17 protein-coding genes and 1 pseudogene are annotated in these 20,923 nt (G+C 50.4%); 8 read left to right on the plus strand and 10 right to left on the minus strand.

The window, feature by feature from the left end; all coding sequences use genetic code 11:
• Positions 1–82: 82 nt before the first annotated feature.
• From M2133_RS13780 to M2133_RS13795, 4 genes and pseudogenes are all read right to left on the minus strand, one after another.
• Positions 83–1,129, minus strand: a pseudogene (locus M2133_RS13780) (AAA family ATPase); the annotation flags it as partial.
• Positions 1,130–2,071: an SPOR domain-containing protein gene (locus tag M2133_RS13785; RefSeq protein WP_277466763.1), complete on the minus strand. Its 942-nt coding sequence runs from the start codon at positions 2,069–2,071 to the stop codon at positions 1,130–1,132.
• A gap of 27 nt (positions 2,072–2,098) precedes the next feature.
• Positions 2,099–2,653, minus strand: coding sequence for a PepSY-associated TM helix domain-containing protein (locus M2133_RS13790; RefSeq protein WP_277466764.1), 555 nt, complete (start codon positions 2,651–2,653; stop codon positions 2,099–2,101).
• The gene (locus tag M2133_RS13795; protein WP_277466765.1) at positions 2,637–3,155 is read right to left on the minus strand and encodes an OB-fold nucleic acid binding domain-containing protein; all 519 of its coding nucleotides are present in this window, start codon (positions 3,153–3,155) and stop codon (positions 2,637–2,639) included. Before M2133_RS13795 ends, M2133_RS13790 begins: the two co-directional genes overlap by 17 nt.
• A gap of 242 nt (positions 3,156–3,397) precedes the next feature.
• Between M2133_RS13795 and M2133_RS13800 the strand changes: the two genes are divergently transcribed.
• Positions 3,398–3,691: a hypothetical protein gene (locus M2133_RS13800; protein ID WP_277466766.1), complete on the plus strand. Its 294-nt coding sequence runs from the start codon at positions 3,398–3,400 to the stop codon at positions 3,689–3,691.
• Positions 3,692–3,849: 158 nt separating this feature from the next.
• Here M2133_RS13800 and M2133_RS13805 read toward each other — a convergent pair whose 3' ends face one another.
• Positions 3,850–4,437, minus strand: a complete 588-nt coding sequence (locus M2133_RS13805) for an LEA type 2 family protein (RefSeq protein ID WP_277466767.1) — start codon at positions 4,435–4,437, stop codon at positions 3,850–3,852.
• Between the two features lie 393 nt (positions 4,438–4,830).
• Positions 4,831–6,042, minus strand: a complete 1,212-nt coding sequence (locus M2133_RS13810) for a hexokinase (RefSeq protein WP_277466768.1) — start codon at positions 6,040–6,042, stop codon at positions 4,831–4,833.
• Positions 6,043–6,228: 186 nt separating this feature from the next.
• On the opposite strand from M2133_RS13810, the gene M2133_RS13815 reads away from it, so the two are divergent.
• From M2133_RS13815 to M2133_RS13845, 7 genes are all read left to right on the plus strand, one after another.
• Positions 6,229–6,588: a DUF1801 domain-containing protein gene (locus M2133_RS13815; protein ID WP_277466769.1), complete on the plus strand. Its 360-nt coding sequence runs from the start codon at positions 6,229–6,231 to the stop codon at positions 6,586–6,588.
• A 152-nt stretch (positions 6,589–6,740) separates the two neighbouring features.
• Complete coding sequence (locus M2133_RS13820) at positions 6,741–7,403, plus strand: ABC transporter ATP-binding protein (protein ID WP_277466823.1); 663 nt, start codon at positions 6,741–6,743, stop codon at positions 7,401–7,403.
• 24 nt (positions 7,404–7,427) lie between these two features.
• Positions 7,428–8,684, plus strand: a complete 1,257-nt coding sequence (locus M2133_RS13825; RefSeq protein ID WP_277466770.1) for an ABC transporter permease — start codon at positions 7,428–7,430, stop codon at positions 8,682–8,684.
• Positions 8,685–8,686: 2 nt separating this feature from the next.
• Complete coding sequence (locus M2133_RS13830; RefSeq protein WP_277466771.1) at positions 8,687–10,021, plus strand: FtsX-like permease family protein; 1,335 nt, start codon at positions 8,687–8,689, stop codon at positions 10,019–10,021.
• A 57-nt stretch (positions 10,022–10,078) separates the two neighbouring features.
• Positions 10,079–10,291, plus strand: coding sequence for a hypothetical protein (locus M2133_RS13835; RefSeq protein ID WP_277466772.1), 213 nt, complete (start codon positions 10,079–10,081; stop codon positions 10,289–10,291).
• 65 nt (positions 10,292–10,356) lie between these two features.
• The gene (locus M2133_RS13840; RefSeq protein ID WP_277466773.1) at positions 10,357–11,706 is read left to right on the plus strand and encodes a sigma-54 dependent transcriptional regulator; all 1,350 of its coding nucleotides are present in this window, start codon (positions 10,357–10,359) and stop codon (positions 11,704–11,706) included.
• 1 nt (position 11,707) lies between these two features.
• The gene (locus M2133_RS13845; protein WP_277466774.1) at positions 11,708–13,006 is read left to right on the plus strand and encodes an ATP-binding protein; all 1,299 of its coding nucleotides are present in this window, start codon (positions 11,708–11,710) and stop codon (positions 13,004–13,006) included.
• Here the strand turns inward: M2133_RS13845 and M2133_RS13850 are convergent.
• The 4 genes from M2133_RS13850 to M2133_RS13865 form a co-directional block, all read right to left on the minus strand.
• Positions 12,963–15,440 (minus strand): DUF4982 domain-containing protein, encoded by a 2,478-nt coding sequence (locus M2133_RS13850; RefSeq protein ID WP_277466775.1) that lies wholly within the window; start codon positions 15,438–15,440, stop codon positions 12,963–12,965. The two genes, M2133_RS13845 and M2133_RS13850, sit on opposite strands and share 44 nt — an antisense overlap.
• A 111-nt stretch (positions 15,441–15,551) precedes the next feature.
• Entirely contained in the window at positions 15,552–17,915 is a 2,364-nt protein-coding gene (locus M2133_RS13855) for an ABC transporter permease (RefSeq protein WP_277466776.1), read from the minus strand.
• A gap of 228 nt (positions 17,916–18,143) precedes the next feature.
• Positions 18,144–18,629 (minus strand): Cys-tRNA(Pro) deacylase, encoded by a 486-nt coding sequence (gene ybaK / locus M2133_RS13860; RefSeq protein WP_277466777.1) that lies wholly within the window; start codon positions 18,627–18,629, stop codon positions 18,144–18,146.
• Between the two features lie 117 nt (positions 18,630–18,746).
• Positions 18,747–20,873, minus strand: coding sequence for a Tex family protein (locus M2133_RS13865; protein WP_277466824.1), 2,127 nt, complete (start codon positions 20,871–20,873; stop codon positions 18,747–18,749).
• Positions 20,874–20,923 lie beyond the last annotated feature (50 nt).

The following is a 20,923-nucleotide window of genomic DNA, read 5'->3' on the forward strand; positions in this document are numbered from 1 at the left end:
ACTAATCAACCCCTTAAATGGGACTTTTTACGAAAAGATAAGAAAAATTAAAGGATTTATGTTTCACGCTGTGTCACAAACTATTACGCCAGGAAGTCATCTCCACCAGATGTTCGACACCACTTTCCAATAGGACATAGACGTGTCCCTCTTCGTCGATGCCGGAGATCATGCCGATCGTGCCGTTCACCCAGCGGCGTTCCGGGTCGTTATCGATAAAGATAACCTGCGCCTGCTCTTTGATCGACAGGTTTAGTTGGGTCGGCAGGGAGCTTTCCGGGAAATCTCCGTCGATAGCGCCTTGGGAGATGAATTCTTCGCCGGGCAGTTCGGCCAGTTTCTTTTCGTTGATATGGTCTACCTGGTCGCGACGGGTGGCCAGAGTGATGTACATGTCTTCGTTGCGCGGATCAAAACCCGGGAAATGGCGGGCGTTGATGATCTCCAGCTCTTCCTTGCGGATCGCATTGTTGCGGATATGATCCAGGATCTGAATAAAGGTCTGGTCGGTCTGCCGGTACACTTTCTGCAGTTCGATCGGCACCAGGTTGATCTCCCGGAATACCCGGGCGGAGAAAAAGAACGGGCTGGCATAGAACAGGCTGAGTATCTCTTTCTGATCGCTGGGCACGACCGGTTCCAACTGGAAGATATCCCCGACAAACAAGAGTTGTTTGCCGCCGAAAGGCAAGCGGGTATTGCCCGAGAAGACGCGCAGGATGCGGTCGATCGTATCGATCGTATCCGCCCTGACCATGGAGATCTCATCGATAATGATCAGTTCCACCTCTTGCAATAGCTTCCGGTGTTTCTTCTGGTATTTGAAAAACTCAAAGATACGTCCGCCTTTGGTACTCAGGTCGGGGTCGTCGGGCATCATCGGACGGAAAGGAAGCTTGAAGAAGGAATGTAATGTCACCCCTTCGGCATTGATTGCCGCAATGCCCGTAGGGGCCAATACGACATATTTCTTTTTGGTGTGTTTGCAGATGTATTTGAGGAAAGTGGATTTACCCGTACCGGCTTTTCCGGTCAGGAAAACCGATTGCCGGGTATGGGTGATCAGGCGCAAGGCGTCCTGAAACTCTTTATTGTCCGTATCTAATTGGAATTCTAACGCGCCATTCATCTATCTACTGATAAAAAGCCAGGCATCTTTATGTTTCTCGCCTTCCCTTATCACCGATAAATATGTCTCTGCGTCCTGCCGGTTGTCGAACTTGCGGATATACACCCGGTAGCGGTTATCCCGCACGACAAGGCCGCTCTCCCGGTACAGGGATTGGTCTATGCCGGCCATATACTCGTCGGCCTTCTCCTGGTCGGGGAAGCTACCTATAATAATATGGTACATCTTTTGGGAAGTGGCCGGTGGAATAGGAGTCTCTTTCGCGATATCTACTATGGCAACTGTTTCACTCTCCGGTTCGGCGACTGTTGTCGTTTTCGGCAGCAGGATCTCACACGGCAGGATACTGGCGGTATAAGCCGATTGCTTGATGTCTTTGACCGGTGTGGAGATCAGAAAGAACAGGGCTATAGCGGCAGCCGAGGCTACGGCTCCGCGAATGAACCGTTTGTTGACCGGGATATAGAACATATCTTTCTTCCGCTTGAACTCTGCCTCCCGGTCTTCTGAAAAGACAAGAGGCGGGAGCGCCGGGAAATGGAAAGAGGAGAGCCCGTAATAATCGACATCAAACCGGTCGGCTTTCCCTCTATGGAAGATCAGTTGTCCTTCTTCTCCACGGGTAAGGGAGCCGATAGTCCCTAATGCGGCTTTTCCGTATTGCTGTAATGCCGATTGGATCTCGGCAATATCTTCATCTACCATCGCTTGCGCCTTGCGGTAGTCTGCCCCGTAGGTTTGCATATAGGAGCCGGTCAACAGGCTGTCGTTATGTTGTAAGGCGCTATTGAATACAATCTCCTTATGCATGGGGGCGAATGTGTGGTCTTCTTTGCGGTAAACAGACGGAACGGTCTGTAACACAAAGCCACCAATGCCCGGGATGATCACACAGTCGTGGATAAACAATAGTCGTTCTATATGTGTTGTGATGCGAAGCATACGACAAAGATAACGTTTTTTCTTCTCTTACACAAAAAATAAATAGATAAGCGGGATCAGTAATCCGGCCAAAAGGTACCATTTTCCCCGGCCGGCAAGTCCTTTTTTTCCTTTGACCATCACCAGCCCGGAGAGGGCGAAAAAGAGCAAGACTACAGCAAACAGGTCGGCCATAAAGGTCCAGCCTTTCACCTGGTTGTAATGCAGTTTGTTGATGAAATAGACGAAGGGACGTTTGATGTAGAACTCATACGTGAGTTCGCCCGTCGCCGGATGATACTGCGCCGTGCCTCCGTTGGCTAGGATCCTGGCCGGACGGTCGCCGGAGGGGAGAATGCGCTTGATCGCCGGCAGATCGGATTCTTTCGCCCATTCTGCCGTCAGCTCCTTTTCGGTCAGCCCCGGCGCGATCGTTTTACTGCCTTTGACTACCTTATAGGCGGGGTCGCTCCCGCCCATGTGATTCAATAGAATGCCGGAGATGGCATAGATCACGCAAAGCCCTACCATCAGGAACCCCAGGTCCCGATGCAGGATACGCATCCAGCGGGTGAACGTTTTACCGTCAATCGAGCGCTTCATACGACAGGCCGTCTATCCGGTAAATGGTGAACACCTCTTTGTTGTGCTCTTTCATCCACTTGCGCATATCCTCGATGCTGGCACGTTCCGTATCGCATTGTTCTTCTTCCAACGTACCTTCCGTTTGCATGGCTAAGACTTTGTCTTCCTGCGCCTGCAAGTCTTCGGGTGAGAGTTGTTGGGCTTCTTTCACAATGCCTTTCACCTGGATCCGTGAACCGACCAGTTCTTTGTCGAACGTCTCGATCTCGCCGCCGCTCATAATCTGTATCGACACCTTGCCGGTCGCGTCGGTGATGAAACACTTCTTGCCGGAATGTTTGCATACGTGGGTGACAATTCCTTCAACGGATACTTCCTGCTCGACTTTTTGGTCGATCTCCGTCATGAGTGTACTCAGTTCATACGCCACGTTTTCGTTGGCTTGTTCGGCTTTTTTCGATTGGCATGCGGAGAATAAAACGACAACTGCCAGGGTCATCAGGAATGGGAGGTTTTTCATACTGCGATTCTTTTTAGTTTTGTACATATTAGGGACTCAAAAATAAGTAATTACCACAAAAATAGGCAAAAACTATGAAACAAGGTATACATAAACTAAAAAAGGAAAACGACGCTTTGGTTTTTTAAGATTAGGAGTGGTGATTTGGAACAAAACAGTCGCAATATTGACCTTGGAAAATCGTTTTATTCTTGTGATCTTTGAGTGTGGATCACAAAGTATAAATTTAAACTGATATAGAGATGAGGATCGCGTTAGTATTAAAGCAGAAGAAGCAGGATGAAGTCGAGAGACATATCAGTCAGGCAGTCGTTTTCAATGTGGAAGACGGCAGAGTAATGGGAGTAGAGAACGAAACGGTCGATGCCGACAATCTGAATTCTTTATTTCTTTGGGCACTCTCCCGCAAAGTGGGAGAAATCTATATCCCGGAAGTGGCCGATTGGGTCAAAATCCTTTTCCACGCCGTCGGGGTAACCATCAAACGGTATGATGAACTGGAAGACAATAAACTCTTCCAAACGTTTATAGTATGATTTCTTCCTTGATGGTAAGAGAGCACGCAGATGACACAGACTAAAGCGCAGATGACCGCAGATAAATATTAAGTTAACAATAAATTATCTGCGGTCATCTGCGCTTTAGTCTGCGTCATCTGCGTGCCATAATATCAAGGATGAACCTTTCTGTTTCTTTATTTCTTCCCCCCAAAAGCAAACTGGACCGGGATATAAGCCGGAGAGGTGATGGCCTGGTTGCCGATCATAAAGGTCGGGCGGATCTGCAGGGTGACCTGTGATTTCTGGTCGTTGATGCCCGCGATGTTCTTGACGATATTCAGGGCCGCATCTTTGCTTTCTCCCTTCAATAAGGTAGCCAGGTCGAGGCCGATGGAAAGCGGCAGGAGCTGCTTCTCGCCCGATGCGATATTCAACGCCTGATTGATCGTGCCGGTGGTAAACTGCACGTTGTCGATATTCAGGATATATTGTAACCCATGCAACATCGCCGCGGTTGGATTCGGATTGCTCACATCAATGTTCAAGTTGAAATTCAATGGAATAGACGAAGCATTCCCGGTCAGTACCGACGTCAATTGCACCACTTGCAATGCCGAGATACCTTTCGACAGATCCACACCCGCCAGATTCATCGCCGAGATCGAATTGAAATCATATTTACACTGCGTCAGGTTGTATGCGCCACTCACCTGCTTGGCCACATCACACCCGAAAAAGGTCAACATCACGGTTAAAAGAAGAAAAATACATTTAGTTTTCATACGTCATTATTTTATTCAATTAGAGGAAACAAAGATAATGAAAAGATTTTATCCCCCTCTACTTCGCGTTGGGATCGGGGGGAGGAGAAGTGAAAAGTGGCGGGAGTATTTGTTTGTTGATAACCGTCAACACATTTGTTGACAATTGTCAACAGATCTGTTGATAACTATCAACAAATCTGTTGATAATTATCAACAAATAAATGCTCCTTGCAGTAGTTTGATTTTCAGGCTGTTGTAGCTATTGCTTTCGGTGGTGAAAATTTTGGGTGAAAAAGGGGCTGAAAAATGCGGTCTATACAAAAAAAACCGGGGTAGCAACCATATAAGGTTTGCTACCCCGGGCAGTATTTCTAATAGCTATCTTCTAACTACTATCTTCTATCTTCCGTCTTAGCTAATCGCTGCAATTGCCGTTCCGATCAGGTTGGCATTTTCCATCGGTTCGACGTAGACGCGTACTTCCGGATAGCCGAACTCGTTCAACAGGTTCTGCAATTCTTCCATACACATGTCTTTGTAGCTGCGGCCGAAACGCACGGTGCTCCAGAAGAGGCTTCCTTCGGCGGTGAGACATACTTTCTTTACCTTCGGGTTGTGGGCGATCAATACTTTCACCAGACCGGCCAGGGAGGCGGCCACTAACTTAGCCGAACGCACATAGATCCAGTTGGCTACCTGTACGTGATCTTCTTTGTAGATGTCGGGATAGCTGATCATGGTGGTCAGGCGCTCGGCATCGAATTTCTTTTCGAACTCTTCCAATGGGAATACCGCTTTGAGGATCTCACCCAGATACATACCGGAGATCGCTTTCTCGAAACGTTGTCTGCCCCGGTTGTCGGAAAGGGCGTCGACGGTATTGTCGATCGAAGTGAGGTGCGGCGGGCAGAAGTTTCCGGATTCCAGGTTGATCGGCATGGAACCGAAATTCTTCAGGTCGTTATCTAATTTACCTACGTTCTTGGAATCGATAAACGTTGCCATATTCGTTCCCGTACCTACGATCAAGCCGATATAGGCGTCGTATTTCTCTCCGGCATAACCGGCAAAGAGGCTGGCCACCGTGTCGTTGATCACCTTCACACCGGTGAACGGGATCTTCGGGCTCTTCTCGTTGAGGTAGGTCATCAGCGGTTTACCCACGGGTTTGCCTACCATCTCTTCGATATTCACGCCTTTGGTCCAGCGCAACAATACGCCGTCGCCATCGGTCATCGATTCCGCCGGATAAGAGAAGCAATAGCCGATCGGCATTTCTTCTTCGCGTTTGATTTCAAGGATCGGATCCGCCAGTTCGGTAAAGAGGTCTTCCTGGCTGAATCCTTTCGTTTTCATTATCTGTAAGTCTTTCTTCCAACCGTTTTCCGGATGGATCTTCGCTTTGTTTCCGCTAAAGTCAACGGTGGCTACCCGGTAGTTTGTTCCGCCCAGATCCAATACGACGGCTTTGTCGCTTTCTTGCGGTGCTTTGGGGGAGATGTAAGTGGGCAGACATTGAATCTGGCTGTTGGGCGTGTTCAGCCCTTGTTCTACTTCTTTCTGTAACGCGTCGGCAATATCCTTCAATTGCTGCGTACTCAACTCGAATACATTCTTCTTCATAAAGTCTGTGTTTTATTAATATTAGAAAATTCAATTGGTCTAATGGAGCCCAAAGATGTAAAGTATTTTTCAGAAAAACAATTCTGAGCCGGCAAAATCAAAGGAATTCCGGCTGAATTATTTGGAGAATGGGTGTAAGATCACTTTATTTGTCTGTTGAACGAAACACGATAAAAAGGCATTCTTATGACACCGGAAAAGCAGACACCCCAGACGATCGATCAGTATATGGCAGATTTCGAGCCGGAAGTACAGGCCCGGATGGCGAGTGTGCGCCAACTGGTACGCACTTTAGTCCCCGAAGCATTGGAAACCATAAGCTGGGCGATGCCGACCTTCAAGTACCGAAAAAAGAACCTACTCCATTTCGCCGGACACAAAACCCATCTGGGCCTCTACCCCGGCCCGGAAGCGATGGTCGCCTTTGCCGATGAGCTTACCGCCTACAAAACAAGTAAAGGAGCCCTCCAGCTCCCTTACAATCAACCGTTACCAATCGACTTGATCACCCGCATCATCCACTACCGGGTGGCGGCGTTGTCTTGATGTCTTACTGCTCTGTGGACAGATTTGTCCGAATTCGGACAGGCCCTTTTTCTGAAAATGCTTTGTTTTCAGGAGAATAGCTTTTTGGCATATCCCTTGCTTGTATGGATGACGTAGATAAACACTGAAATAAATAATAAATAGCTATGGGAATAATCAAACTGGAAGGTATAACCAAGATATACCGCACGAAAGAGGTCGAGACAGTCGCGCTGGAGAATGTGAACCTCGAGGTGAAAGAGAAGGAGTTTCTTTCCGTTATGGGTCCTTCGGGCTGTGGGAAGAGTACACTGCTCAATCTGATGGGGTTGTTGGACTTGCCCGACGAGGGAGAGATCCGGATCAATGGGATCGATACCACCGGAATGAAAGACGGGCAGATGGCAGACTTCCGGAACGCAACGTTAGGCTTTGTGTTCCAGAGTTTTCATCTAATCAACTCATTAAATGTATTAGATAATGTAGAGCTCCCGTTGCTCTACCGCCCATCGACGGAGAAAGAACGGCGGGAAAAGGCAAAGGCGGTGCTCGAAAAGGTCGGCCTGTCGCATCGGATGCGCCATTTCCCTTCACAGCTCTCGGGTGGGCAGAGTCAGCGCGTTGCCATAGCCCGGGCGATTGTAGGTGGGCCGAAGATTATCCTGGCCGACGAACCGACGGGTAATCTGGACAGTCGCATGGGGCAGGAGATTATGGATCTCTTATTCCAGTTGAATGAAGAAGGCGCCACGATCGTGATGGTCACGCACGATGAACATATCGCCGAATCGACCCAGCGCATTGTGCGGTTCTTTGATGGGAGGAGAGTGGAGTGAATAAAGAACGAAGAATGAAGAATTATGTATAAATTATATTTCAAGCAAGCCATAGCAATGCTGAAACAGAATAAGTTTATCAGCTTGATCGCTATTCTGGGTACGGCATTGGCTATAATGATGATTATGGCGATTATCGTTTCGGATAATATAAAAACCATCAGTATAGGGGCTGAACCAAACAGGTACCGGACTTATTATATACCGACTATGATGGAACGGGATACGGTTCAGAATTCCTGGATGACGGGGACAATCTCTTACGATCGCTACCAGGGTTATCTCTCCGATCTCCAGACTCCGGAATACAGTACAATAATGAGTCGGAGTGAACAACTGGTATGTCGTGAGGGAGAATCGGAGATTCATACTTTAAAAAGGCGTACTACCGGAGAGGATTACTGGAAGATTTATTCTTTCCGGTTTATAGAAGGTGCACCCTGGGGAGAAGAAGAAGTACAATCGGGAGTGAAACATGCGATCCTGTCGGAAAGCGCCACGCGCAAGCTCTTTAAAGGAGAGAAAGCGGTCGGGCAGATGATCCTGATCAATTTTGTGCCTTATCGGGTGACTGGTATCGTGGAAGATATTTCCGAAATATTCAATATGGCTCATGCCGATCTCTGGATTCCTTATACCAGTATTGATAATTATCAATCCTGGGGCGTTGATATGCTGGTGTTGATGGCAAAAAATAATTCCGATCTGCCGGAGATCGACCGGGAAGTGAGGCAGGCGGAAAAGAAGTACGACGCCTCGCATGCCAATAAGGTGCTTTCTTACCGGGGACCGGCCAAACACTCCGATTATCAGCTTTCGGGCTGGGCGTCTACCAATGAAGACGCAGCTGTAAAGATCAGAGTGGCCCGTCGGAAATCTCTGTTTATCTTTCTGGTTCTTCTGTTGGTCCCGGCGATCAATTTATCCGGACTAAGCCTTTCGCGCATGAAAAGGCGCACGGAAGAAATCGGTGTCCGGAAAGCTTTCGGAGCCAAACGGCATGTGATCCTGATTCAGGTGCTTTTCGAAAACCTGATCACCTCCCTATTGGGTGGGGTTGTTGGGCTGTTGTTGTCCTATGGTGTGATCTACCAGATGAAACATTGGCTGCTTGGAGTGCCCGAGGATAGTTATATCCCTTTCAATGCGCTTGTCTCCTGGCCCGTTTTATTATCGGTGGTGCTCGTGTGCGTATTGTTAAATCTCTTATCGGCAGGGATACCCGCCTATCGGGCTTCGTGTATGAATATTGTTAATTCACTTACTCAAAATGATAAATAAAGATGATACGGCATATATTAAAAATTATCTGGAATGAGCGCAAAGCCAATGGCTGGATTATTGTCGAATTTATTGTGGTGTTCTGTGTCTTGTGGTTTTGTTGCGATTATATGAGTTTCATCGTTAAAAGCAATCATGAACCGTTGGGTTTTGATATCGATCACACGTATGAGATAAGAATGTCGAAAAAGACCGGGATGGAACCGAAAGAAGAAGAGGCTATCGATCATTATTCGTTGGTGCAAACTTTTATCAGGCGGGTGAAGCAATATCCCGGAGTCGAAAGTGTGTCTTTTTCGAACTCGGCCGCACCTTATTTGCGGTCTTCATCGAGCGGAACTATGGTGTCGCTGCCCGATTCGATCCATGTGCAAACAAGGATACGGTATGTGTCTTCTGAATTTTTCGATGTGTTTAAGATAAAATTAGAACAGGGGCGTATCTTTAATTGGGAAGATAATGCAGAGAGTAAAAATGTGATAGTCTCCGGAAATCGTAACGGGCATTTTGAATATACCGCTGAAAACAATAAAAATGTGGAAGTCTCCGGGAAAGGAAAGGGGAGTTCGGAGCGCACAGAGGCAGGTGATAAAAAGCAGGAACTGGAATTGTCTAAAATCCGTGCGTTATATAACGATCATATGAAAGAAGAATATCCGATTGTTGGCATTGTGAATCCGACAAAAGAAGACCCGTATGCTCCCTACCTAGGAGGAGTATATTACCCTCTCGGACGAGATCGGACTTCTCTGAATAGTCAGATTGTCGTGCGTATAACCCCTCATGCTGATAAGGATTTTCCCGAACGATTTACCCGCGAAATGCGACAACAGTTAAATCTGGATCCTTATTTCCTGGCCTCTGTCGTTTCATTGCAGAGTCTGAAAAAGGATGTGTTGGCTTATAGTGGGATAACAGGAAATCTGAATAGCATCTATGCGATCACTACTTTTTTGGTGATCAATATCTTCTTAGGCATTATCGGAACCTTCTGGTACCGGGTACAAGCACGCCGGAATGAGATCGGAACACGTATTTCGATGGGGGCCACCCGGAAAGATGTGCAACGTATGTTGTTTGGAGAGACCTTGTTGCTCCTGTTTATCGCCAGTTTTGTCGCTGTAAATATCTGTTTGAACATTGCGCAGACTGATTTCCTGGAAGCTATCGGTTTGCCCAAAGCCAACCGTGAGCAAATAGGGATGGGGATAGAACAAGATGTTATCAATTATTTTGTCACTTACTTCTTCCTTGCGATCATTTCCCTTCTTGCCGTCTGGTACCCCACCCGGCAGGCTTCACGCGTGGCACCGGCGGAGGCGCTGCGGGAGGAGTAATGCTTTGGTAGTTAGCTGAAAAGTATTATCTTTGTTGTAACCTAAAGATATAAAGATATGAGGAAATTAGTGTTGGACATAGATATCGATGATCGTTCGGATGTGAAAAAGATTGTGGACGCATTGAAAATGTTTAAGGGAGTGAAGCGAGTTTCCTTGGAGCGGGATATAATATATCCCCAATTGGATCGGGCGTTGGAAGAGGTACATTCCGGAGAAGTAGTCCGGGTTAAGACTATTGCGGAATTGAGGCAAAGTCTCGATTCTTAACTCTATCGTCATGTATGAGATTGAGTATGCCCCCCACTCGGACTTATTTCGATAAATAAAGCTTTATGATTTTAATCTGCGACGACGACGCGACTGTTCGGACTTCTTTGACGTTGGTCTTGAAGCGGGCAGGGTATGCGGTGGAGGCGGCTTCGACTCCCCGGGAGGTGATTGGCTTTGTGCGGCAGAACTGCCCGGAGTTGATCCTGATGGATATGAATTATTCCAATACCACGACGGGGGAGGAAGGGTTGCAACTCTTGGCCGAGGTGCGGGTGTTTCGTCCCGAGGTGCCGGTGATCCTGATTACCGCCTGGGGTTCGATCGACTTGGCGGTGCGCGGTATCAAAGCCGGAGCCTTCGACTTCGTGACCAAACCCTGGAATAATCTGATGTTGTTGCATACCATCCGGACTGCCATCGAATTGAGTGGACAGGGACAGGAGATAAAGAAGGGTTCGACCGCTATAATACCACAAGGCCGAATTATCGGGCGTTCACCTCTGTTGATGCAGGTGTTGGAAACGGTTAATCGTATCGCCCATACCCATGCTTCTGTTTTGATTACGGGTGAGAGCGGTACGGGCAAGGAACTGATTGCCGAAGCGATCCATGAAGCCAGCCAGCGGCGCGAGAAGCCGTTTGTGAAGGTGAACCTCGGTGGCATCTCCCAGTCGTTGTTCGAAAGTGAGATGTTTGGCCACCGGCAGGGCGCTTTCACCGATGCGCGACACGACCGTGTGGGGCGGTTCGAGATGGCGCATAAAGGAACGATCTTTCTGGATGAGATTGGCGAGTTGGACCTGGTGTGCCAGGTGAAACTTTTGCGGGTGTTGCAGGACCAGACATTTGAAGTCTTAGGCGATAGCCGACCCCGACAGGTCGATACGCGCATCATCAGTGCCACCAACCGGAACCTGGCGGAGATGGTCACCCGGGGCACGTTTCGCGAAGATTTGTTTTACCGCGTCAACCTGATCTCGATCCGTGTGCCCGCCTTGCGTGAGCGGTTGGATGATTTACCACTCTTGGTCGAACATTTTGTTCGTCAGCAGGCACGCCAGAATGGAATCGACGAGGTAGAGATCGCTCCCGATGCCTATACTTTCCTGCGCAAATTGCCTTTCCCGGGAAATATCCGGGAACTGAAGAACCTGGTCGACCGTACCATCCTGGTGTCGGGCAAGAAACGCATCACCGAGCAGGACTTTAAAGACCAGTATGTCGAGATCCCGGTGAATCCCGAACGGGAGCAATATTCGGTCCAGTCTCTTGAACGGGTCGAACGGAATATGATCCGCAAGGCGATCGAACTGTATGGCAGTAACCTCTCGAAGATCGCCACGGCATTGGGTGTGAGCCGGCAAACGCTTTATCGCCGGTTGGAAAAGTACGATATCAAACTACCGGAATAGTATGCGATCGAAGTGGGTGTTTTGGGCTATTGTCGCTTTTATCCTTCTTATTCTGATAGGGGTCGGCTTCCTCTTTTTCCGGGATAAGCCTTTCCCGTTCTGGGTGATCCAGTGCATTGCCTTACTCTCTTTCTTTTTTGCGTTGTTCTTGTATCAGAAGTTGATTCGTCCGTATCACCTCTTATTGAGTGGTATGTCGTTGTTGAAGGAGCAGGACTTCGCGACCCATCTGCGGCCGGTGAATAACAAAGATGCCGACCAGGTGATTGCTGTATTTAACCGGATGATCACCCACCTGCGCAGCGAGCGATTGGTGGTGCGCGAGAAGAACCAATTCCTCGACCTATTGATCAAAGCCTCTCCGCAAGGCATTCTCCTATTGAATTTTGATAAACAAATTGCTGATATAAACCCGGCAGGTCTGAAGATCCTGGGCATTGAGAAGTTGGCGGAAGTCAAAGGAAAGAAACTGAATGAAGTCTCTTTTGCGTTAGCCCCGACACTGGCCGCGTTGAAACCTCAGGACGATATGATCGTGCGTGGAGCGGGTGCTTCGGTCTTCCGTTGTGTGCGTTCCTCTTTTGTGGATCAAGGCTTCGACCATCCTTTTATCTTTATCGAAGAATTGACGCAGGAGTTATTGAAGATCGAGAAGGAGTCGTACGAGCGCATTATCCGTATGATGTCGCACGAGGTGAATAACTCGGTGGGCGCGATCGGCTCGACATTGAATGTCGTCTCTGATATCTTCCGGCAGGAAGGAAATGGAGAGTGGGAGGATGTGTTGGTGGCGGTTGATGCTTCGTACAACCGCTGTGGCAACCTGGCGCATTTTATCGATAACCTCTCCCGTGTGGTGCGTATCCCTGAACCTACCTTGTCGTCTGTCTCTTTGAATGAGCAGGCGCGCGCCGTTGAGGCACTCACGCGGATGGAGTGCCAGCGCCGTCATATCCCGGTGAAACTTTTCTTGGCGGAAGAAGATCAAGAGATTTCGGTCGATGGCATCCAGTTTGAGCAGGTCCTGTTCAATATCCTTAAGAACGCCTACGAAGCGATCGGGGAATATGGGGAGATCCATATCCGCACACTGGCGTCTCCGCTATCAATCACGGTCGAAGACAATGGCCCGGGCATCGATTCCGAAGCCCGGGAAAAACTTTTCACCCCCTTCTTCACCACCAAATCTACCGGGCAGGGCATCGGCTTGATGTTTGTGCGTGACGTCTTGATCAACCACCGCTGCCGCTTCAGCCTCACCTCGTGTGACGGCTGGACACGGTTTGAGATTTTGTTTTGATCTCTACCTTCGCGGTTTTCAAGCCTTTGGCTTTGGCTTCGAACAGGAGGGTGCCTTCTGTTGTGCCGGCCTGTACGATGGCGGTGAGCTGGCCGCTGAAGAGGGGCATCCGGGGCAGATGGAAGAGATCGAGCGAGGTCGGATCTCCATTCGCGGCGGCACGATAGGTGCCGGCTCCTTTCACTGTGAAGTTGACCAGACGGCTGTCGAAAGGACAAAGGTTTCCCTCCTTATCTACCGCGCGTACGGTGAGATAGGCCAGGTCTTTGCCGTCGGCACTGAGTTCGGTCCGGTCGACGATCACTTCCAGGCGATCGGCCTTGCCTGCCGTCCGGAGGGTTTTCTCTTCGGCAGCTTTCCCTTGCGCGTCGTAAGCGACTACTTTTATTTCGCCCGGTTCATACACCACATCCATCCACATCAACCGGTAACGGTGTTGCAGCGTATTGTTGTTTTTCTTTTGCTTTCCCTGGCTTTTTCCATTGACGAAGAGTTCGGCTTCGGGGTAATTGGTGTAGGCAAATACCGGAGTGACTTCGCCTTCGCGTCCTTTCCATGTCCAATGCGGAAGGATATGCAGGGTCGTTTCGTTTTTGTTCCAGAGGCTGCGATACAGGTAATACCGGTCCTTGGGGATACTGGCCAGGTCGATGATCCCGAACAGGGAACTGTGGTTGGGCCAGGCATCTGTATCGTAGGGCGAGGGTTCGCCCAGATAATCAAAGCCGGTCCATACAAACTGCCCGATCGTCCAGGCGTAATCGTCGGCAAGGGCAAAATCATCATCCGGCAGGTTGGCCCAGGAACAATACTCCATATCGTAGGACGACGACTGATGATCGTCGTATTTGGCATCCGGTTTCTTCTCGACAGGGAATTTATAGACGCCGCGGGAGCTGACGGTCGAAGCGGTCTCCGACCCGAGCACGATATTCTGCGGCAGTTTGCCGTAAGCTTCCGTATAACGGTGTGCCCGGTAGTTAAGGCCCGGCACATCGATCATCGCGGCAAACCCATTACTCAACACACAACTCACCTGGTCCATGCCGCAGGTCACCGGGCGTGTCGGGTCTTCCCGGTGGCAGATATCCTGCAGGAAAGAAGCCACCTTGTAGCCTTCCGGGCTGCATTGCGTCGGCACTTCATTGCCAATGCTCCACATCACCACGCAAGGGTTATTCCGGTAGTTATGCAACATATTCACCATATCTTTTTCCGCCCATTCATTGAAATAGCGGTGGTAACCGTTGGCGCATTTGGCAATATCCCATTCATCGAACGGTTCGATCATCATCATGAAACCCATCTCATCGCATAAGGCGACCAGTTCCGGGGCAGGCATGTTATGTGCCGTACGGATCGCGTCGCATCCCATATCTTTCAAGAGGGTCAACTGACGGCGTAAAGCCGCGGTATTGATCGCCGCGCCCAACGGTCCCAGGTCGTGGTGGTTGCAGACGCCCTGAAACTTCCGGTGTTGCCCGTTCAGATAGAAACCTTTGTCGGCAATGATCTCGATATGGCGGATACCGAAACGGGTGGTATAGGTATCGACCTGCTTCTCCTCGACGAAGACCTTGGAAACCGCCTGGTAAAGGGCCGGCGATTCGGGCGACCATAACTGTGGGGCTTCAACCAGGAAATTCTGCTCGAAAGGTTTGCCGTGATTGATTTTCCGGGTATCGTCTTTCTTTGCCACGACTTTCCCTTCGGGCGAAAGGATCTCGGTAAGGATGCGTACTTCCCGGTCGCCCGCGTTTTCGATACGCGTTTGCAGGCGGACGGAAGCCAGATCCGACGATACATGCGGGGTGGTGAGATACGTGCCCCAAACCGGCACATGAACTTCATCGGTAAGGATCAGATGCACGTTGCGATAGAGCCCGGCACCCGGGTACCAGCGCGAGGACTGGGGTTTGTTTTCCAACCGCACAGCCAAAGTTTGCACTTCTTTATCGGTATGCAGGTATTCAGTAATATCACAATGAAACGAGTTGTAACCGAAAGGCCAGAAGCACGCTTCCTGTCCGTTCACATAGACACGGGCTTCGCTCATGGCACCGTCGAAAAGCAGGACGGCGCGTTTGCCTTCCTGCTGTTCGGGCGAAAGCGTCAGTTCGGTGCGGTACCAACCTGTGCCGACATAAGGCAATCCACCGGTACGCCCGGTTTTGACCGAGGCTTGCCGCTCGAAATTCTGGGTGACGGCAACGTTCTGCAGGTCGTTATTCCGGTCGAACGGCCCATAGATCGCCCAGTCATGGGGAATAGTAACCGCCTCCCACCGGGAATCGTTAAAGTGCTCACCGGCTGCCGCCGCCGGATCTTCCCGTGTAAATCGCCATTGTTCGATAAGTGACTGGCTCCGTTGCGCCCAGCCTGTCGCAGCATACATAAACAGATAAAGGAATAGGATAAGTTTTGTAGTTTTCATGTTCTCTGTATTTAAAAAGATATATCACACATTTGTTTCTATGCAAAAATACATAACAAATGTGTGATATACACTGCCCGTCTTCCGGTTTTTTGGAAAAGGACTTGGAAGTTATTCCGTTCGCAGATGCCTGACCGGGTTTTCATTGGCCACTTGCCAGGCACGGAGGGTCACGCAGGTGATGATGCCGGCCAATACCATGACGGCACAGGAGGCAAAAAGGAAAAAGTCGAGCGGGATCTTGACCGCAAACTGTTGCAGCCATTGCGCACCGACGAGATAAGAGAGGGCAAAACCCATCAATAAGGCGGGGATGGCGATATAGACAATGCCTTTGGTGATGGTCGTCAAGACACTCAACACCTGGGCGCCGACAATCTTACGGATCGCGATCTCTTTGCTTCGCCGGCTGATCTCATCCTGGGTGAAACCGATCAGACCCAAAGCAGTGATCAGTAAAAGGAAGAGAGAAGCGCCCAATATAGCGTTGCGGTATAAGAGCGCGTCCTGGTAATTCTGCGCCAACAAGACATCGTAATCGATAAAGAAAGCATTGGGTTTCTCCAATAATTCACGCATCATCACATTGATCTTTGTAACGACCGCTTCATCCGTATCATGCAGTTTCACCATCACCCGCTCCCAGGCGAACAGCCAGTTTTCTTCGCCCATATCCAACGGGAAGAAGGCAACCGGTGGATAGAGATCCTCCAATTCTTTCCCGTTCAAGGAAGAGATCTTGTAGTCGGACATGACGCCGATCACCTGAATCGGCTTGTCTTTCCCGTTCAGCCCCGACAGAAAAGTTTTCCCTACCGGCGAATCTTTCCATCCCATCTGCTTGACAAACGATTCGTTGACGATGGCACGGGTATATCCCTGGCTATTATCGCCTACATTCTCGCCTTGCAGGAGTTTGATTCCCATTGTCGCCAGGTAGTCGCTATCGGCTGCGATCCCCCGACAGGGGATAGTATGCGCATGATCATCGATATCCATCGCGCCCAAGCCTTCCAAGCCCCGGATCGGCAGCGTGGAAGCGACGGAAACGGAGGCCACTTCGGGCATTTGTTCGAGTTCCGCTTTCAACAGGGCCACCTTCGTACGGGGCACGCCCGAGATATTCTCCGAATAATAAAGGTTATGAGTTTGATAGCCCATATCGACATGCAACAACAAGTCGTACTGCTTGACGATGATCACCAAGAGGGTCACCATAAAAGCAGCGCCGGTGAATTGCACAAAGAGCAACATCCGTTTCCAGGCACCTTTATGCGTGGCATAGGTCCGGAACAGGTTCGTCACCGGCACGGCCGAGAAGATCATCGCCGGGATCACCCCCGCCAGGAGCAATAAAACAATCAATACCAGCCCGGCGACCCAAAGGTTGTGTATTGAGAAAATGGCGGAAAGCGGCGTTTGTATGATACTTTCGATCGACGACCGGAAAGCAAAGATGATCAGCAAGGCAAAGACCATGGCGACCAACAGGATCGTGATCGTTTCGTAGAAGAAGATGCGGAAGATATGTTTGTCGGAAGCCCCATTGCATTTATGCACCCCCACCGCTTTGGCACGCTGGGCCAAAGATGAAATCGAGATCAACACATAGTTCATCGCGGCAACAAAAAGCAATGAAAACGCCAGAATGCTCAGAATCATCACCAGACGCCGCACATCGCTCAGCCCACTGTGAAGCTTCGTGACCGGATAGAGATAGAAATCGTGGAAATTCCCTTGGGCATTGGCCGCTTCCACATCGATAAACTTCGGCAATACTTCCTGTATGCGCTTTTCCACCTGTGCCGGTGTGACGTCGGCGGCCAGTTTGATATAGCCGTAGAAAGGATCCGGGTTGTGCCAGCCCAGATGAGCGAAGGCTTTGGTATCCATCGGGATAAACGCGGAATAGAGCAGGTGGCTATTCTCCATATCGGCATAGACTCCGCCGACGGTCAGGCTCTCGCGGTTGCGGCTGACGGTCTGCCCGATCGGATTCTCGTCGCCGAAGAAACGTTTGGCCGTGGAACGGGATAGAAAGATCGTTGTCGGGAGTTGCAACAAGGCCGGATCCCCTTCCAATAATGTGATACCGAACACCTCAAAGAAACGGCTGTCGGCAATCAACACTTTCTCCCGGAAAATCTTCTCGCCAATGTGCAAATAGATATGGCTTGCCTCGCTCATCGTGGTCGTTCCGGTTTCGATCTCCGGCAGTTCGGCTTGCAGGTCGCGCACCACCGGAGCATACAGGCGGGGATTCTGCTCGATCTTCTTGCCGTCGCCCGCTGTTTTCCGAACCAACTGGTAGATCCGGTCGGCATCGGGATAAGCCGTATCGAAAGTCATCTCGAAAGCTACTTTGGAAAAGAGAACCAGGGCAACCACCAGCCCCAGGGTCAATGAAACCACCTTGATCAGGTTATTCCCCCGCCCGTTCAGTAGGTTTTTAAGGGCATAAAAAAACTGTTTCATAACGTACGTACATTTGTGTTCACCCATTGAATAGCAAAAGACATGCCAAAACGAATAACACATTCACTACAAACAGATTAACAAACACGCACGCTTACCCCTTATGTCAAATTATTGGACATCATTGTCCAATAGTTTGACACTGCCGAAGCCTCTTTCCGGCTCGCTTTTCTCCATGCCTTGTGCATTACAGACACTTTTTTGAGGGATAAGAAGGAGTGGTAAGAATCAGAGGGTTAGATCGGCGACGATGGCTTTTACTTCCCGGATCAGATCGGTGGGAGAGAGGCAGAGTTGCAAGCCGCGCTGGCCGGCGCTGACATAGATCTGCTCGAAGAGCTCCGCCGTTTCGTGGATGTAGGTCGGGAAGGACTTTTTCATGCCGATCGGCGAACAGGCGCCCCGGATATAGCCGGTCAATGGCAGGAGTTCTTTCATGGGGATCAGGTCGCACTTCTTGTTGGCGGAGACTTTCGCTGCCTTTTTCAGGTCGAGTTCATCGGCACCGGGGATGATACAGACGAAATAGCCGCTCTTATCGCCCTGCAGGAGCAGGGTCTTGAAGACTTGCTCGACGTCTTCGCCCAGTTGTGCGGCGACGTGGGTGGCGCTGAGATCGCTCTCGTCGACTTCGTAGGGGACGAGGGAGTATGGGATTTTCGCCTGGTCGAGGAGGCGGGCGGCGTTTGTTTTTTGGATTTTTTCTTTTGTCATGTTTTTTTAAAGGGGATTAAGGGGGATAAGGGGATTAAGGGGTACAAGGGGTTTAAGGGGGGGGAGCTTTCCTTAAGCCCATTAAGCCCCTTGTACCCCTTAATCCCCTTAAATCCCTTAAACCCCTTTCATCGAAAGCTGCACCCGCTTCCTTGCCAGATCAACACTCAACACCTTCACCCGCACATGCTGATGAATAGAAACCACCTGCGTCGGGTCCGTGATAAACCGGTCGGCCAGTTCGGAGATATGCACCAATCCGTTCTCTTTGATGCCAACATCGACGAAGCAACCGAAATTCGTCATATTCGTTACGATCCCGGGAAGGATCATTCCTTCGCGCAGGTCTTCTATTGTTTTGATCGTCGGGTCGAAAGCGAAGACCTGAATTGCCTGACGCGGGTCACGCCCGGGTTTATCCAGTTCGTCCATGATATCCCGAAGGGTAGGCATACCGACCTTATCGGTCGTATACTCCTCCAGCCGGAGCTTTTTCTTGAGTTCTTTGTTGGCGATCAGTTCGGCAACGGAGCAGTTCAGGTCCTTGGCCATCCGTTCGACGACGGGATAGCTCTCGGGATGTACCGCCGAATTGTCCAAGGGGTTCTTCCCGTCGGAGATCCGCAGGAAGCCGGCGCTCTGTTCGAACGCCTTCTCGCCCATACGCGGCACTTTCAACAGCTCACGACGGGTAGTAAAAGGGCCATTCTCCGTCCGGTAGTTGACGATGTTCTGTGCCAAAGCCGGCCCCAGGCCGGAGACATAGGTTAAGAGGTGTTTGCTGGCGGTATTCACGTTCACGCCCACGAGATTCACGCAGCTTTCGACCGTCAGGTCCAGGCTCTTCTTCAAAGCCGTCTGGTCGACATCGTGCTGATACTGCCCCACACCGATACTTTTCGCGTCGATCTTCACCAGTTCAGCCAGCGGGTCCATCAGGCGACGGCCGATGCTGACCGCGCCGCGCACCGTCACATCGTATTGCGGAAACTCTTCACGCGCAATCTTCGAAGCAGAATAGATCGATGCGCCATTCTCACTGACCACAAACACCTGTACCTTGCGGTCGTAGCGGATGCCGGTGATAAACTGCTCCGTCTCCCGGCTGGCCGTGCCATTACCGATCGCTATCGCTTGAATATCGTAGGTCTCTACCAGGTGAGCCACCTTGACACCGGCTTTGTTGCGCTCGTTCTGCGGCGGATGCGGGTAGATCGTTTCATTGTGTAAGAGATTGCCCTGGGCATCCAGGCAGACCAACTTACAGCCTGTGCGGTAACCGGGATCGACGCCCAATACCCGCTTCTGTCCCAGGGGTGGAGCCAGAAGCAACTGGCGCAGGTTCTCGGCAAATACCCGGATCGCTTCTTCATCGGCCTTGGCCTTGCTCAGGTTGGCAAATTCGGTCTCGATAGAAGGTTTCAGCAACCGCTTGAAGGCATCGTCGACTGCTTCTTCCACCTGTTCGGAAGAGGCGCCACGGCCCTTCACAAACCGTTTCCGGAGGCGTTCCAGGCTCGATTCTGTATCCGGCGAGATGGTTACGCGCAGGAATCCTTCCGCTTCGCCCCGGCGCAAGGCCAACAGACGATGCGAAGAGGTGCGCTTCAAGGGCTCACTGAAATCAAAATAGTCCTGATACTTCGCGCCTTCCGTCTCTTTTCCCTTGACAACCTTGGAAGAGATCACTGCCGTATGGGTAAACGCGTTACGCACGGCATGACGGGCGCCTTCGTTCTCATTCACCCACTCGGCCATGATATCACGGGCGCCCTGCAGGGCGTCCGCGGCATCCTTCACCTCACCCCGGACAAAGGCAAAAGCGCGAGTCTCCGGATCCGGTTCGTTTTGCAACATCAGGATTTTCGCCAGCGGCTCGAGCCCTTTCTTGCGGGCGATCTCGGCACGGGTGACACGCTTGGGTTTGAATGGCAGGTAGATGTCTTCGATCTCCGTACTGTCCCAGGAGTCTTCGATTCGTTTCCGGAGCTCGGGCGTCAGTTTTTCCTGCTCTTCGATCGATTTCAGGATGGTTTCTTTGCGTTTGACTAGTTCGGTCAGTTTATCCAGCTGGTCTTTGATCCCACCGATCTGCACTTCGTCCAGTCCGCCGGTCACCTCTTTTCGGTAACGGCTGATAAAAGGGATGGTGGCTCCTTCCTGCAAAAGGGCGACGGTCTTTTCCACCTGTCGGGAAGGGATATTGAGAGCGCTTGAAATAAGATTATAGATAATTGAGGTCATCATGATTTACACGTTAGATTGGAGGGCAAAGATAATTCTTTGAACCTGTA

It is taken from the genome of Parabacteroides sp. PF5-6 (genome assembly GCF_029504695.1).
Taxonomy (GTDB): Bacteria; Bacteroidota; Bacteroidia; order Bacteroidales; family Tannerellaceae; genus QVMG01.

Bases quoted from the DNA above. Each gene is read 5' to 3' on its own strand.
- M2133_RS13785 (WP_277466763.1), bottom strand. From the start codon at position 2,071: ATGCTTCGCATCACAACACATATAGAACGACTATTGTTTATCCACGAC.
- M2133_RS13790 (WP_277466764.1), bottom strand. From the start codon at position 2,653: ATGAAGCGCTCGATTGACGGTAAAACGTTCACCCGCTGGATGCGTATC.
- M2133_RS13795 (WP_277466765.1), bottom strand. From the start codon at position 3,155: ATGAAAAACCTCCCATTCCTGATGACCCTGGCAGTTGTCGTTTTATTC.
- M2133_RS13800 (WP_277466766.1), top strand. From the start codon at position 3,398: ATGAGGATCGCGTTAGTATTAAAGCAGAAGAAGCAGGATGAAGTCGAG.
- M2133_RS13805 (WP_277466767.1), bottom strand. From the start codon at position 4,437: ATGAAAACTAAATGTATTTTTCTTCTTTTAACCGTGATGTTGACCTTT.
- M2133_RS13810 (WP_277466768.1), bottom strand. From the start codon at position 6,042: ATGAAGAAGAATGTATTCGAGTTGAGTACGCAGCAATTGAAGGATATT.
- M2133_RS13815 (WP_277466769.1), top strand. From the start codon at position 6,229: ATGACACCGGAAAAGCAGACACCCCAGACGATCGATCAGTATATGGCA.
- M2133_RS13825 (WP_277466770.1), top strand. From the start codon at position 7,428: ATGTATAAATTATATTTCAAGCAAGCCATAGCAATGCTGAAACAGAAT.
- M2133_RS13830 (WP_277466771.1), top strand. From the start codon at position 8,687: ATGATACGGCATATATTAAAAATTATCTGGAATGAGCGCAAAGCCAAT.
- M2133_RS13835 (WP_277466772.1), top strand. From the start codon at position 10,079: ATGAGGAAATTAGTGTTGGACATAGATATCGATGATCGTTCGGATGTG.
- M2133_RS13840 (WP_277466773.1), top strand. From the start codon at position 10,357: ATGATTTTAATCTGCGACGACGACGCGACTGTTCGGACTTCTTTGACG.
- M2133_RS13845 (WP_277466774.1), top strand. From the start codon at position 11,708: ATGCGATCGAAGTGGGTGTTTTGGGCTATTGTCGCTTTTATCCTTCTT.
- M2133_RS13850 (WP_277466775.1), bottom strand. From the start codon at position 15,440: ATGAAAACTACAAAACTTATCCTATTCCTTTATCTGTTTATGTATGCT.
- M2133_RS13855 (WP_277466776.1), bottom strand. From the start codon at position 17,915: ATGAAACAGTTTTTTTATGCCCTTAAAAACCTACTGAACGGGCGGGGG.
- ybaK (WP_277466777.1), bottom strand. From the start codon at position 18,629: ATGACAAAAGAAAAAATCCAAAAAACAAACGCCGCCCGCCTCCTCGAC.
- M2133_RS13865 (WP_277466824.1), bottom strand. From the start codon at position 20,873: ATGACCTCAATTATCTATAATCTTATTTCAAGCGCTCTCAATATCCCT.